Here is a 14,121-nt window from a genome sequence, read left to right on the forward strand (position 1 = left end):
CAGTTTCTGCTGACCCCTGCGCCCGCCAGAAAAACCTACTGAATTTCAGCTTCGGCTGAGTTGGCTTCTTGCCTGACTACAGGTGGTATTCATGTTTGTCCTTTCGAAAAAATCCGCGCTCGCGGCGACGTCCACGAGCCTGTTCGTTCTGCTGTGGAGCAGCGGGGCGATCTTCTCCAAATGGGGGCTGGCCCACGCATCACCGTTTGCCTTTTTGCTGATTCGCTTTGTGATTGCCTTGTGCGGGCTGGTGCTGCTGGCGCCGTTGCTCAAGTTGAAGTTGCCCAAGGGCGGCCGGCCGATGTTGTTTGCGATTGCCACGGGCGTAGTGTTGTTGGGGGCCTACCAGATTTTCTATCTGCTGGCGCTCGACACCAAAGTCACCCCGGGGGTGATGGCGACCATCATGGGTGTGCAGCCGATTCTCACCGTGGTGTTGATGGAGCGGCAGCGCTCCGCGAGCCGGATGTTCGGGCTGGCGCTGGGGCTGGCTGGTCTGATCATGGTTGTTTACCAGGGCATCGGTCTGGCCGGGATGTCATGGGCGGGGATGCTGTTTGGTCTGCTGGCGCTGGCGAGCATGACGCTGGGCTCTATCATGCAGAAACGCATCACCGACAATCCCCTCGGTACACTGCCGGTGCAATATCTGGCCGGGCTGTTGTTGTGCGGGATTTTCGTGCCGTTTCAGCCATTCCACTTTGAACACAGCACAGGTTTTATCGTGCCGGTGTTGTGGATGGGGCTGGTGGTGTCGGTGCTGGCGACGTTGTTGCTGTATCGGCTGATCGCGCGGGGCAATCTGGTGAATGTCACCAGTTTGTTCTATCTGGTGCCGGCGGTGACGGCGGTGATGGATTACCTGATTTTCGGCAATCGCCTGGCGGCGTTGAGTTTGCTGGGAATGCTGTTGATCATCGTTGGGCTGGCGTTTGTGTTTCGTAAAACCAGTTAATAGATAGATTGGCGGCGCTTGTCCCGCCGCCTTCGCGAGCAGGCTCGCTCCCACATTGGAATGCATTTCAATGTGGGAGCGACGGTGCGACGATTCGACTTGCTCGCGAATACGGACGCCCAACGCCATGAATCTAGCGGGCTGTCACCTGCGAAGGTTTCACCACCGCCGGCTTCAACACCAACCACAACGCCAGCGCAATCAATACCCCGCCAAAAATGTGCGCCATCGATAACGGCTCATCCAGCAACAGCGCCCCCCACAACACCCCGAACGGCGGAATCATGAAGGTCACGGTCATCGATTTCACCGGCCCGATCGAACTGAGCAGGCGGAAGTAGATGATGTAGGCGAATGCCGTGCAACCGAGGCCCAGGCCCAACAGCGACAGCCAGACATTCCAGCCACCCCAACTGACCGGCGGCGCGGTGATCACGCTGTAGCCGAACAGCGGCAACAGGAACAACGTTGCGCCGAGCATGCTGCCCAGTGCCGACAATCGGCTGTCCAGTCCACCGGCCTGATCCAGCCAGCGCCGCGCGAGGAAACCGGCAAAGCCGTAGCAAGTGGTCGCGAGCAGGCAGGCGAGGGCGCCCAGCAACAGTTGCATGTCAAATGCCACGGGACCGGAGCGGGTCAGCACGCCAACGCCTAACAGACCGAGGAACACCCCGCCCAGTTTGGCTGCGGTGAGTTTTTCACTGAAGAACAACCCGCCAATCAGCACGCCCATCAGCGGCGTGGTGGCGTTGAAAATCGCCGAATAGCCGGCTGGCAGTACCTGAGCGGCGACCGAATACAGCGTTGCCGGAATCCCCGAGTTGATCACGCCCAGCAGCATCACGGTTTTCAGTTTGCCTTTGAAATCCCAGCGCACGCGCATCAGCCCGAGGATCACCAGCAGGCCAACGGCCGCAATCGATACGCGAAAGAACCCGGTCGGAATCGTGCCGATCGCTGGCGCGATAATGCGCATGAACAGAAAACTCGCGCCCCAGATGGCCGCCAGCGACAACATACGGAAAATATCGACAGGGCTCACGGCGGGTCTCCTTCCTTGATCGGGACGAGAGTGTTGCCGAGCGCCCTGACGATGGCAACCGCTATTCGGGCATTCAACTTTTTGCTCAGATCACAAAGCGTGTGACCAGGCCGTTGAGATCGACCGCCAGACGCGACAATTCCTGACTCGCGGCCGAGGTCTGCGTCGCCCCTGCGGCGGTTTGGGTCGAGAGGTCACGGATGGTCACCAGATTCTGATCGACCTCACGCGCCACCAAAGCCTGTTGCTCGGCCGCGCTGGCGATCACCAGATTGCGTTGGTTGATCTGCGAGATCGACGCGGTGATTTTCTCCAGCGCCTGGCCCGCGCTGTTGGCTCGGCGCAACGTCTGGCCAGCCTGCTCGGCACTGCTCTGCAACGCGCCAACAGTTGCCCCGGTGCCTTGCTGGATGCTGCTGATCATCAGCTCGATTTCTTCGGTGGAATTCTGCGTGCGTTGTGCGAGCGAACGCACTTCATCGGCGACCACGGCAAAACCGCGCCCGGCTTCACCGGCGCGTGCCGCTTCGATCGCCGCATTGAGCGCCAACAGATTGGTCTGCCCGGCAATCCCGCGAATCACCTCCAGCACTTTGCTGATGTCCTGCGCCTGAGTGGCCAGGCCCTCGGCTTGTTCAGAAGCACCGAGTACTGCATCGACCAGCTCCTGAATCGAACTGATGGTTTCGCTGACCTGTACATGGCCGTGCTTGCTGTCCTCGTTCGACGCAGCAGATGCCTCGGCGCTGGACACCGCGTTGGCAGCGACTTCGTCCACAGCCGTGCTCATCTCGGTGACCGCGGTGGCGGCTTGTTCGATCTGATCGTTCTGCTGTTGCAGGCCGCGGGTGCTTTGCTCCATCACCGAACTCATTTCCTCGGCCGCGGAAGCCAATTGCTGCGCCGACTCGCTGATACCGCGAATGGTCGAGCGCAGATTGCCCTGCATCTCGGCCAACGCATCCAGCAGATGCGCAGCCTCATCTTTACCGGTGCTGACGATCTGGCCGCTGAGGTCGCCGGCGGCAATGCGTCGTGCCACATCCAGTGCCTGATTGATCGGCGTGGTGATGCTGCGGGTCAGCAACCAGGCCAATAGCAAGGTGGCAAGCAGGGCGACCACGATGATCGACGCGACGATCCACAGAGCCTGCTGATACATCGCCGCAGCGGCTTCGGCTGCGGCATCCGCACCTTGTTGGTTGAGGGTGATCATCTGCTCTAGCGTCTTGTCGAGCACAGTGCCCTGCGGTGCCAGTTCATTGCTCAAACGCGTGGCAGCCTGCTCGTTCTGCCCCGCGTCAATCTGGCTGACAATCTGATCGAGAATGCTCAGGTATTTGCCGACGGCCGCGTTCAAGCCGTCGAGCATCGCTTGTTCCTGATCACTGGCGATCAAGGCTTTGTGATCGTTGAGGCGCTTGAGCAACTCATCGCGTTGCGCCTTGAGAATGCCTTTGCTTCTGTCGCGCACCGCGGGTTGGGTGACTGCGATCAGACGCAAGGATTCGAGGCGGATGCTGGCGATATTCGCCGCCGCGTCATGAATGCTCTCGATGCTGGGCATCCACGATTCTTCGATCACTGCCGCACTTTCGCGCAGGGTTTTCATTTGGCCCAGACCGAACAGGCCGACCACCACCAGCAGACTGGCCAAAACGGCAAAGCTCAAACTGGCGCGCAAACCTATGCGCAGATTCCGGATAGACATCAGTGTGCTCCTTGATCTTTGAGGGGGGGAGGTCGTCCTCGTCAGCGAGGATCTTGTTATGAGGCGGGTAATGGCGGGCTGTATATCAAAGTGCCATTATTTTGGTAAGACCAATCTGGCGTCGTCTCCGAGGGTGCGTGAATTTGCAGCAAAGCCACGGCCTAGACGCGTGTATTCGCTATTGGATGCGAAGCCCAGAGAATTCGCGGGCTGGCGCAGGAAGAGAGGCCGCACCGCTCAGGCGCTTAACTGACCGAACGGTCGATTAAAAAAACTTTGCAGAAACGGCGTTGGCGTACAACCCCGGCGCAGATTTGGCAGAAATTGCACTTCACCTGTGCGCACATCCGTAGCTAAGCTCAGGCACAGATTTCCAAACGCACGCCGAGGTCTTATCTATGCCGCAGCAATGGCCAGCCACCGACATCGCCCGCATGATCCTCGATGGCTTCGACGATTATCGCGAGCATTTCCGGCGGATCACCGACGGCGCCCGCGAGCGTTTTGAGCAGGCACGCTGGCAGGAGACGCAAACGGCGTCGGCGGCGCGGATCAATCTCTATGAAGAAAAGGTCGGCGAAACCATCGCCCGCCTGCGCGAGTACTTCGACGATGAAACGCTGATGAATGTCAGTTGCTGGCCGTTGGTGAAAAGCGCCTACATCAGCGTCATCGACCTGCGCTTCGACGATGAGCTGTCCGAGACCTGGTACAACTCGATTTTCTGCGGGCTGTTCAGCCACGACCTGATCAGCGACGGCTGCATGTTCATCCACACCACGCGCCCGAGCCTGCGCCGCGCCCGCGCTGCACAAACCCGCACATACAAGCCGCAGGGACAACTGTCGGGGATGCTCGCGAGCATTTTTGCCGACTACCGTTTCAGCGAGGATTACGCCGATTTGCCGGGTGACTTGCTCCGGCTCGAAGCGCAACTGCGCGAGAATCTGCCGGACTGGGTGTGCAAGGATCCTGAGCTCAGCGTCGAGCTGTTTTCCTCGGTGTTGTACCGCAACAAGGGCGCGTACCTGGTCGGACGCATCTACACCCGCGACGAGCAATGGCCGCTGGTGATTCCGCTGCTGCACCGCGAAGGGCGCGGGATTCAGATCGACGCGCTGATTACCGACGAAGCCGATGTGTCGATCATCTTCTCGTTCACCCGTTCGTATTTCATGGTCGACGTGCCGGTGCCGGCGGAATTCATCGGTTTCCTGCGGCGCATCTTGCCGGGCAAGCACATCGCCGAGCTGTACACCTCGATCGGTTTCTACAAGCACGGCAAGTCCGAGTTCTACCGCGCACTGATCAACCATCTGGCCAATACCGATGACCAGTTCATCATGGCCCCGGGTGTGCGTGGCATGGTCATGAGCGTGTTCACCCTGCCGGGTTTCAACACCGTGTTCAAAATCATCAAGGACCGTTTTTCGCCGTCGAAAAACGTCGACCGCGCCACGGTGATCGAGAAGTATCGGCTGGTAAAAAGTGTCGACCGGGTAGGGCGTATGGCCGATACCCAGGAGTTCGCCGACTTCCGTTTTCCGTTGAGCAAGTTCGATCCGGCGTGTCTGGCAGAGCTGTTGGAGGTAGCACCATCAACGGTGTCGGTGGAAGGCGAGACGGTGCTGATCCGTCACTGCTGGACCGAGCGGCGAATGACCCCGCTCAACCTGTATCTGGAAAACGCCAACGATGCACAGGTGCGTGAGGCGCTGGAGGATTACGGCCTGGCGATCAAGCAACTGGCGGCGGCGAACATCTTTCCCGGTGACATGTTGTTGAAGAACTTCGGCGTCACCCGGCATGGGCGGGTGGTGTTTTATGACTATGATGAAATTTGTTTCCTGACCGAAGCCAACTTTCGCCACATCCCTGCGCCGCGCACGCCTGAGGACGAAATGGCCTCTGAACCGTGGTATTCGATCGGGCCGCTGGATGTGTTTCCCGAGGAGTTTCCACCGTTCCTGTTTGCCGATTCCGGGCAGCGCAAGTTGTTCGATCAGTTGCATGGCGAGTTGTACAACGCTGATTACTGGAAGAGTTTGCAGGAGGCGATTCGGGCGGGGAAAGTCATTGATGTCTTTCCTTATCGGCGTAAAGGCCTCGATAACGAGTAGCTCTTTTAAAAAAACACCCTCACCCCAGCCCTCTCCCGGAGGGAGAGGGGGCCGACCGAGGTGTCTTGCGTCAAACGCCGACCTGAGAGACCCAGGCGATTATGGATTCGGTGATGCACGTTCAGGTCGGCGAAGCTGGCAAAGTTGACTCGATCGGTCCCCTCTCCCTCCGGGAGAGGGCTAGGGTGAGGGCCGCAATCCCCCTGACACGCCACAAATCCGCCAAATCTGCGACAATCCGCCCCCTGCATAAATAGACGACCGAATTGCCTACCCGATGACCGACGAATCGCCCTCCATCGACAAACTGCTGAAGAACCTCGATCACGCCATGCTCGCCGACCGTCACCGGCTGCGGCGGCAGTTGCTTGAGCTGCGCAAGAAACCCGACGAGGCCAAACTGGCCCAGTGGGTGACGCGCATGCAGGCGTCCTGTGATCAGGTGCTGGCGCGCAAGGCCAGCCTGCCGGTGATTCGTTACGACGACAGCCTGCCGATCGCCGCCAAGCGCGACGAGATCAAGAAGGCGCTGGAAAAGCATCAAGTGCTGATCATCGCCGGCGAAACCGGCTCGGGCAAAACCACCCAGTTGCCGAAAATCTGTCTGGAAATCGGTCGCGGTCAGCACGGTCTGATCGGCCACACCCAGCCACGTCGAATCGCTGCACGCAGCGTCGCCAGCCGCGTCGCCGAAGAGCTTGGCACGCCGCTCGGTGCGCTGGTCGGCTATCAGGTGCGTTTCGAAGATCAGAGCGATTCCAACACCCTGATCAAACTGATGACCGACGGCATCCTGCTCGCGGAAACCCAGAATGATCGCTACCTCGAACGCTACGACACGATCATCGTCGACGAAGCCCACGAGCGTAGTCTCAACATCGATTTCCTCCTCGGTTACCTGAAAACCCTGCTGCCACGTCGTCCGGATCTGAAAGTCATCATCACCTCGGCGACCATCGATCTGGAGCGTTTCTCCAAGCATTTCGATGATGCGCCGATTGTTGAAGTCTCGGGTCGTACCTTCCCGGTAGACACCTGGTATCGCCCGTTGACGCTGGAGCAGGACGAAGAGGGCAACCGCGTCGAAGATGACCTGACGGTGGATCAGGCGATCCTCGCGACCCTCGATGAAATCGCCGCTTACGAACGCAGCGAGCGTCGTAGCCCTGGTGATGTGCTGGTGTTCTTGCCTGGCGAGCGCGAGATTCGTGACGCCGCCGACATGCTGCGCAAGGCGCAACTCAAGCACACTGAAATTCTGCCGTTGTACGCGCGCTTGTCGCCGGCCGAACAGCAGCGGATTTTCCAGTCGCACCCGGGCCGTCGCGTGGTGCTGGCAACCAACGTCGCCGAGACCTCGCTGACCGTGCCGGGCATCCGTTATGTGATCGACAGCGGCACCGCGCGCATCAGCCGTTACAGCTATCGCGCCAAGGTGCAGCGTCTGCCGATCGAGGCGATTTCCCAGGCCAGCGCCAACCAGCGTAAGGGCCGTTGCGGCCGGGTCGAGCCGGGTATCTGCATTCGCTTGTACAGCGAAGAAGATTTTAATGGGCGCCCGGAATTCACCGATCCGGAGATTCTGCGCACCAACCTCGCCGCCGTAATCTTGCAGATGCTGCATCTGCGTCTCGGCGAGATCACCGCATTCCCGTTCATCGAGCCGCCGGATGGCAAGGCGATCAGCGACGGTTTCAACCTGCTGCAAGAACTCTCGGCGGTGGATCGCAACAGTCAGCTGACCCCGCTCGGTCGTCAACTTGCGCGCCTGCCGGTCGACCCGCGCATGGGCCGCATGCTGCTTGAAGCGGCCAAGCTCGGCAGCCTGCAGGAAGTGCTGATCGTTGCCAGTGCGATGTCGATTCAAGACCCGCGCGAGCGTCCGCCGGAGCGTCAGCAAGCGGCCGATCAGGCACACGCACAGTGGAAGGATGTCGATTCGGATTTCGCCGGTTTGGTAAATCTGTGGCGTGGCTTTGAAGAGCAACGCCAAGCGCTGACCGCGAGCCCATTGCGCAACTGGTGCCGCAAGAACTTCCTCAACTATCTGCGCCTGCGCGAGTGGCGCGATTCCCATCGCCAGTTGAGCCTGATCTGCCGCGACATGCAGTTGAGCCTGAATAAAGAGCCGGCGGATTATCCGAAACTGCACAAAGCGGTGCTGGTCGGTCTGCTCAGCCAGATCGGTCAGAAAACCGAGGACGGTGATTACCTCGGCGCGCGTCAGCGGCGTTTCTGGATTCATCCGTCGTCGGGCATTGGCAAGAAGCGTCCGCAATGGCTGATGACCGCCGAACTGGTGGAAACCACCAAGCTCTACGCGCGCATGGTCGCCAAGATCGATGCCGACTGGATCGAGCCGCTGGCCGGACATCTGATCAAGAAAAACCATTTCGAACCGCACTGGGAGAAGAAGCGCGGCCAGGTCGTGGCGTTCGAACAGATCACCTTGTTCGGGCTGATCGTGGTCGGCCGCCGCCCGGTGCATTACGGCCCGGTCGATCCAGTGGTTTCCCGTGAGCTGTTTATCCGCGAAGGTCTGGTGCGTGGCGAGATTCAGTCCAGAGCCAAGTGCCTGACGGCCAACCAGCAACTGCTGGAACAGCTCGACGAACTGGAGGCCAAGGCCCGGCGTCGCGATATTCTCGCCGACGAAGAAACCTTGTACGCGTTCTACGATGCGCGGTTGCCGGCGGAGATTCACCAGACCGCGACCTTCGACAGTTGGTACCGCATCAACAGCCAGAAGAACCCGCAACTATTGATCATGCGCGAAGAAGACGTGCTGGCCCGCGAGGCCAGTGAAGTCACCGCGCGCGATTACCCGGACACGCTGCACATCGGCGATCTTGAACTGGCGCTGACCTACCACTTCGAGCCCAATCACCCGCGTGACGGCGTGACCCTGCGCGTGCCGGCACCGCTGTTGCCGATGCTGCCGCCGGAGCGCTTGGAGTGGCTGGTGCCGGGGATGATCGAGGCCAAGTGCATCGCCCTTGTGCGCAACCTGCCGAAAGCGCTGCGCAAGAATTTTGTGCCGGTGCCGGACTTCATCAAGGCTGCCTTGCAGCGCATGACCTTTGCCGAGGGTTCGTTGCCGCAAGCGCTCGGTCGCGAACTGCTGCGCATGACTGGCGCGCGGGTCAGCGACGAGGCGTGGGCCGAAGCTGAGCAAGGCGTCGAGGGGCATCTGCGGATGAACCTGGAAATCGTCGACGGCCAGGGCAAGTTCCTCGGTGAAGGTCGCGATCTGGCCGAATTGACCGCGCGGTTTGCCGAAGCCAGTCAGGCCGCGTTGGCGGTGCCGCAGAGCGCGAAAAGCCAGCAACCGGTGGAGGCGAAAGTCTTCGCGCCGGTGGCTGAAAAGACTCAACAGAAGATCGCCGGGCTATCGATGACGGTGTATCCGGCGCTGGTCGAAGAGGGCGGCACGGTCAAGGAAGGGCGCTTCTCGACCCCGGCCGAAGCCGAGTTTCAGCATCGTCGCGCCTTGCAGCGGTTGTTGATGCAGCAACTTGCGGAGCCGGCCAAATTTCTGCGCGGCAAGTTGCCGGGGCAGACTGAATTGGGCCTGCTCTATCGCGAGCTGGGCCGGGTTGATGCGCTGGTTGAAGACATTCTGCTGGCCAGCCTCGACAGCTGCATTCTCGAAGGCGAAGACCCGTTGCCCCGAGATGGCGCCGGGTTGGCGGCATTGGCCGAGCGCAAACGCGGCAACTGGACCGAGCACGCCGAGCGCGTGGCCCGGTTGACGCTGGAGATTCTCAAGCTCTGGCACGGTCTGCAAAAACGCTTCAAGGGCAAGATCGATCTGGCGCAAGCCGTGGCGCTGAATGACATCAAGCAGCAGATCAATAATCTGGTTTACCCGGGGTTTGTCCGCGAGACGCCGATGCAGTGGCTCAAGGAGTTGCCGCGTTACCTGAAAGCGGTCGAGCAGCGTTTCGAGAAACTCGGTGCGCAGGTGCAGAAGGATCGCGTCTGGAGCGGTGAACTTGCCGGCCTCTGGGCGCAATACCAGACCCGCGCAGCGAAACATGCGCAGGAAGGCAAACGCGACCCGCAACTTGAGCTGTACCGCTGGTGGCTGGAGGAATACCGGGTCTCACTGTTCGCCCAGCAACTGGGCACCAAGGTCCCGATCTCCGACAAACGCCTGAACAAACAGTGGAGCCAGGTCGAACCCTGACCTTGAGCCGCACGCCATCCCCTGTGGGAGCGAGCCTGCTCGCGAAAGCGGTGTGTCAAACAAGAATCTGGTGACTGACACTCCCCCTTCGCGAGCAGGCTCGCTCCCACATTGGGATTTGGGTTGTGCTTGAGAAAGGCGCCAAAAGTCCGCGTTTATGGCAAACTTCGCGACCATAAACGCCGGTTTCGCGACCCAGAGCCTTCGGCCGTGGTGCGAGACGGAATAAAGCGATGCCAGGTTTGCGTCCCCCGGATGGGAATAGACCCTTTGTGTGTTGGTACGACGGTTCCAGCACTTTCTGCCTGAACAGATTAGAGAAACGACCATGCATAACGTCGTCATCAGCGGCACCGGCCTGTACACCCCGGCCAACAGCATCTCCAACGAAGAGCTGGTGCAGTCTTTCAATACCTACGTCGCCCAGTTCAACGCCGACAACGCCGAGACCATTGCCAGCGGCGAAGTCCAGGCCCTGACCGAATCCAGCGCTGCGTTTATCGAAAAGGCTTCCGGCATCAAGAGCCGCTTTGTCATGGACAAGGACGGTATCCTCGATCCACAACGTATGGCTCCGCGCTTGCCGGAGCGTTCCAACGACGAATGGTCGGTGCTCTGCCAGATGGCCATCGGCGCAGCCGAGCAAGCCCTGCAACGCGCCGGCAAAACCGCCGCTGACATCGACGGCGTGATCGTCGCCTGCTCCAACCTGCAACGTGCCTACCCGGCCATCGCCATCGAAGTTCAGGAAGCGCTGGGCATTCAAGGCTTCGGTTTCGACATGAACGTGGCTTGCTCCTCGGCGACCTTCGGCATTCAGGCGGCGGCCAACAGTGTGCAACTGGGCCAGGCCCGGGCGATCCTGATGGTCAACCCGGAAGTCTGCACCGGTCACCTGAACTTCCGTGACCGCGACAGCCACTTCATCTTCGGCGATGCTGCGACTGCAGTGGTCATTGAACGCGCTGACACCGCGACGTCCAAGCACCAGTTCGACGTGGTCAGCACCAAACTGCTGACCAAGTTCTCCAACAACATCCGCAACAACTTCGGCTTCCTCAACCGCGCAGCGGAAGAGGGCATCGGCGCCCGCGACAAGCTGTTCGTGCAGGAAGGCCGCAAGGTGTTCAAGGATGTCTGCCCGATGGTTGCCGAGCTGATCGGCGAGCACTTGGAAGAGAACAAGCTCAACGTCGGCGACGTGAAGCGCTTCTGGCTGCACCAGGCCAACCTCAGCATGAACCACCTGATTGTGCGCAAACTGTTGGGCCGTGAGGCCACCGAAGAAGAAGCGCCGGTGATTCTCGACACCTACGCCAACACCAGCTCCGCAGGTTCGGTGATTGCTTTCCACAAATATCAGGACGATCTGGCTGCCGGTTCGCTGGCTGTCTTGAGTTCGTTCGGTGCAGGCTATTCGATCGGCAGCGTCATTCTGCGCAAGCGTTGAAAAGAGGTTTAATTTCCTCTTAATCGCGCCGACTTTTCCTACATCCGAATCGGCTCAAACGCTGTAATTTTTCGGAAATGGCGGCAGGTGAGGACCTGCCGTCGTCATTTTCGGAATCGGCACAAGGAAATTTTTGGATGGCGGCTAACGACACCCAACTGCTTGCGCGCCTGCTGGCCGGTGAGCAACAGGCTTTCAAGGAACTGGTGACGACGTATCAGAGCGCCATGCGCGCGGTGGCGTATGCGATTGTCGGGCAGCGCCATGTCGAAGAAGTGGTGCAGGACGCATGGCTGTCCGTAGTGCGCCACATCGGCAGCTTCGAAGGTCGCTCCAGTCTCAAGACCTGGCTTCTGACCATCACCGCCAACTCAGCGAAAAGTCGCTATAAACAGAATCGCCGCGAAGTGTTGATGGATGATCTGCCATCGCCCCATGGCACGATCGACGACGACCGTTTTTCTCCCGGTGACGGCCATTGGCTGGTCGCCCCGTTCGCCTGGCACCAGGACACACCGGAAGCGCTGCTGACCGAAAGCGAATTGCGCGACTGTCTTGAGCACACCTTGTTGAATCTGTCGGAGCTGCAAAGCAGCGTTTTGCTGTTGCGCGAACGGCAGGGGCTGGAGCTGGAGGAAATCTGTAATCTTCTGGAGATCTCACTCTCCAATGTCCGCGTGCTGCTGCATCGGGCACGTTTGAAGGTCTTCGCGACCGTAGAACATTTTGAGGAGACAGGAGAATGTTGACCTGCAAGGAGCAAGTGGCACGATCCAGCGATTATCTCGATGGCCAGTTGAGCTTTCGGGAAAAGTGGATGGTGCGTCATCACCTGATGTTTTGCCCGAACTGCCGGCGTTTCATTCGCCAGATGCGTTTGATGCAAGCCACCTTGAAGGCGCTGCCGGAGCAACCGGTAGAAGGCATCGATGACCTGGCCGAACGCCTGGCCGAGCAACGACGAAAAGATAACCCCCTGTAGGAGCTGTCGAGTGAAACGAGGCTGCGATCTTTTGATCTTGTTTTCAGGATCAAGATCAAAAGATCGTCCGATCGCGGCCCGAGCCTTCGGCAGCTCCTACAGGGGGTTTTTGCATCCTGCAGAAATAACCCAGTGCGGGTGAAACGAACGGATGATGGGGATCGTCCCGCCCGCACCGGGCTATAAGAGAGTCAGCTGCAAGCGCCAAGTCTCAAGCTGCAAGTAATGCTTTGACTTGCAGCTTGAGGCTCGAAGCTTGCAATTGCTGTTTTTAGAACTTGGCTTCCGCATCCAGCTGCAGGGTGTTGGCGTCAGCGTCACGCTGGGTACGGCTGGCGAAGTCGGCCTTGGTCAGGAAGTACGTGGCGCCAATGGCGAAGTTCTTGTCGATGTCATAACCGACCTTGAACTTGTGCCCACGGGAACCGGTGGTGCCGTTGGCGAAGTCGGAGTCGGTGAAGGCGCCAACCACGGCATTACGCTGCACGTCACGATAGTTGTAATCGAGGTTCAGACCGAAGACTTTCGACTTGGCACCGAGCAGCCACGCGGTGTCCTGATCGGTCACGGCATCGTTGTTCTTCACGTACTGACCGTAGAACGACAGTGGCATCGGCAGACCGCCGATGTCGACCTGGCTGAACCCTTCATACAGACGGAATTCGTTGTTGGCCGAGTTGCCGTTGACCGCCAGCGCGCACGGTGTGGAAGTACCGGTGCAGCGGCTGTCTTCGTCGTTCTGGTAGGCGTAGACGCTGCCGCCCAAGGTGACTTTCAGGTTGTCGCTGATGTTGAAGCGGCTACCCAACTGGCCAGCGGTCAGACGCAGGTCGTGACGGAATTGCACGCCATCGCCGTCAACGTTGTCCTTGAGGTTGTAGTTACCCAGGCTGCCGAACAGTTCGGCGCTGCTGCCCAACGGGTATTTGTAGGTAACGGCCAGACCTTCCGGGTTGATGTCGCTATCCCAGATCACGTCGCCCATGCTGACCCACGGCTGAAGCATCTTGCCGCCGATGATGTGCAGGTTCTTGATCTGATCCGGGTGGTAGTCGATGTAACCCAGGTCGAGCCAGATCTGCTTCTTGTCGAAGTAGTTGTCCTGGTCCTGGTTGGTCGAACGGGCGTCATCGCCGCCGCCGGTGGCAATGCGGATGCCGGTGTCAACCTGCGGGTTGATCTCGGTGTAGGCACCCAGACGGGCACGGATGCGCTGACGATCCTTGTCGCGGCCGCCGTTGTTCGGCTCGCCGTCGATCTTGATGGTTTCCTGGCGGATACGCACATCACCCTTGAACTGGGTCTTGGCCGCCCAGGCCAGTTTCTGGTCGAAGACGCTTTGTTCGTTGGTTTTCTTCGCAACAGCAGCGACTTGTTCGTTGGTCTCTTGCTGCGCCTGCTGCGCGATTTGCTGAGCCTTCTGATCCTTGGCCAGTTCAGTTTGCAGTTCGATGTACTGCGCCTGGGAAATGGAACCGTTAGCCTTGAGCATGTCGAGCAGTTTGGCGTCGACTGCAGCACTGGCCGGAATACTCATGGCCAGCAACAAGCCACCGCACAGGGCCGCCGCAGTTTTCGTGGAAGCAAGACGCATAGCAATCTCCGAAGATGAGAGGGGATGGCACAGCCATCCGGGGCACAACCGACGATTCGAGCGTCGGAAAACAGTGTC

Annotated in this window: 9 protein-coding genes; 6 read left to right on the top strand and 3 right to left on the bottom strand. The window is 59.6% G+C overall.

Translation table 11 applies throughout. The features are described 5' to 3' along the window. Positions 1 to 91: 91 nt before the first annotated feature. Complete coding sequence (locus HU718_RS08255; RefSeq protein ID WP_150708180.1) at positions 92 to 955, top strand: DMT family transporter; 864 nt, start codon at positions 92 to 94, stop codon at positions 953 to 955. Positions 956 to 1,088: 133 nt separating this feature from the next. Here HU718_RS08255 and HU718_RS08260 read toward each other — a convergent pair whose 3' ends face one another. Together HU718_RS08260 and HU718_RS08265 are read right to left on the bottom strand one after the other, a co-directional pair. Beyond that, positions 1,089 to 1,997 carry a DMT family transporter gene (locus HU718_RS08260; RefSeq protein ID WP_186612722.1) on the bottom strand — a complete coding sequence of 303 codons (909 nt, stop codon included), beginning with the start codon at positions 1,995 to 1,997 and terminating at the stop codon, positions 1,089 to 1,091. Between the two features lie 85 nt (positions 1,998 to 2,082). Next, positions 2,083 to 3,708, bottom strand: a complete 1,626-nt coding sequence (locus HU718_RS08265; RefSeq protein ID WP_150708182.1) for a methyl-accepting chemotaxis protein — start codon at positions 3,706 to 3,708, stop codon at positions 2,083 to 2,085. Positions 3,709 to 4,106: 398 nt separating this feature from the next. On the opposite strand from HU718_RS08265, the gene aceK reads away from it, so the two are divergent. The 5 genes from aceK to HU718_RS08290 all read left to right on the top strand — a co-directional run bounded on the left by aceK (position 4,107) and on the right by HU718_RS08290 (position 12,449). Continuing rightward, complete coding sequence (gene aceK / locus HU718_RS08270; RefSeq protein ID WP_186612724.1) at positions 4,107 to 5,828, top strand: bifunctional isocitrate dehydrogenase kinase/phosphatase; 1,722 nt, start codon at positions 4,107 to 4,109, stop codon at positions 5,826 to 5,828. Positions 5,829 to 6,105: 277 nt separating this feature from the next. Then, positions 6,106 to 10,017, top strand: a complete 3,912-nt coding sequence (hrpA, locus tag HU718_RS08275; RefSeq protein WP_186612727.1) for an ATP-dependent RNA helicase HrpA — start codon at positions 6,106 to 6,108, stop codon at positions 10,015 to 10,017. A 328-nt stretch (positions 10,018 to 10,345) separates the two neighbouring features. Continuing rightward, positions 10,346 to 11,467: a beta-ketoacyl-ACP synthase III gene (locus tag HU718_RS08280; RefSeq protein ID WP_186612729.1), complete on the top strand. Its 1,122-nt coding sequence runs from the start codon at positions 10,346 to 10,348 to the stop codon at positions 11,465 to 11,467. A gap of 137 nt (positions 11,468 to 11,604) precedes the next feature. Then, a complete protein-coding gene (locus HU718_RS08285) occupies positions 11,605 to 12,216 on the top strand; it encodes an RNA polymerase sigma factor (RefSeq protein WP_102900295.1) in 612 nt (203 codons plus the stop codon). Continuing rightward, entirely contained in the window at positions 12,210 to 12,449 is a 240-nt protein-coding gene (locus HU718_RS08290; protein ID WP_110720049.1) for an anti-sigma factor family protein, read from the top strand. The genes HU718_RS08285 and HU718_RS08290 overlap by 7 nt, the downstream gene beginning before the upstream one ends. A 271-nt stretch (positions 12,450 to 12,720) precedes the next feature. Here the strand turns inward: HU718_RS08290 and HU718_RS08295 are convergent, their stop codons facing one another. Beyond that, a complete protein-coding gene (locus HU718_RS08295; RefSeq protein ID WP_186612731.1) occupies positions 12,721 to 14,043 on the bottom strand; it encodes a putative porin in 1,323 nt (440 codons plus the stop codon). Between the last annotated feature and the right edge of the window lie 78 nt (positions 14,044 to 14,121).

Origin of the sequence: Pseudomonas tensinigenes (assembly GCF_014268445.2) — a bacterium.
Classification (GTDB): Bacteria; Pseudomonadota; Gammaproteobacteria; order Pseudomonadales; family Pseudomonadaceae; genus Aquipseudomonas; species Aquipseudomonas tensinigenes.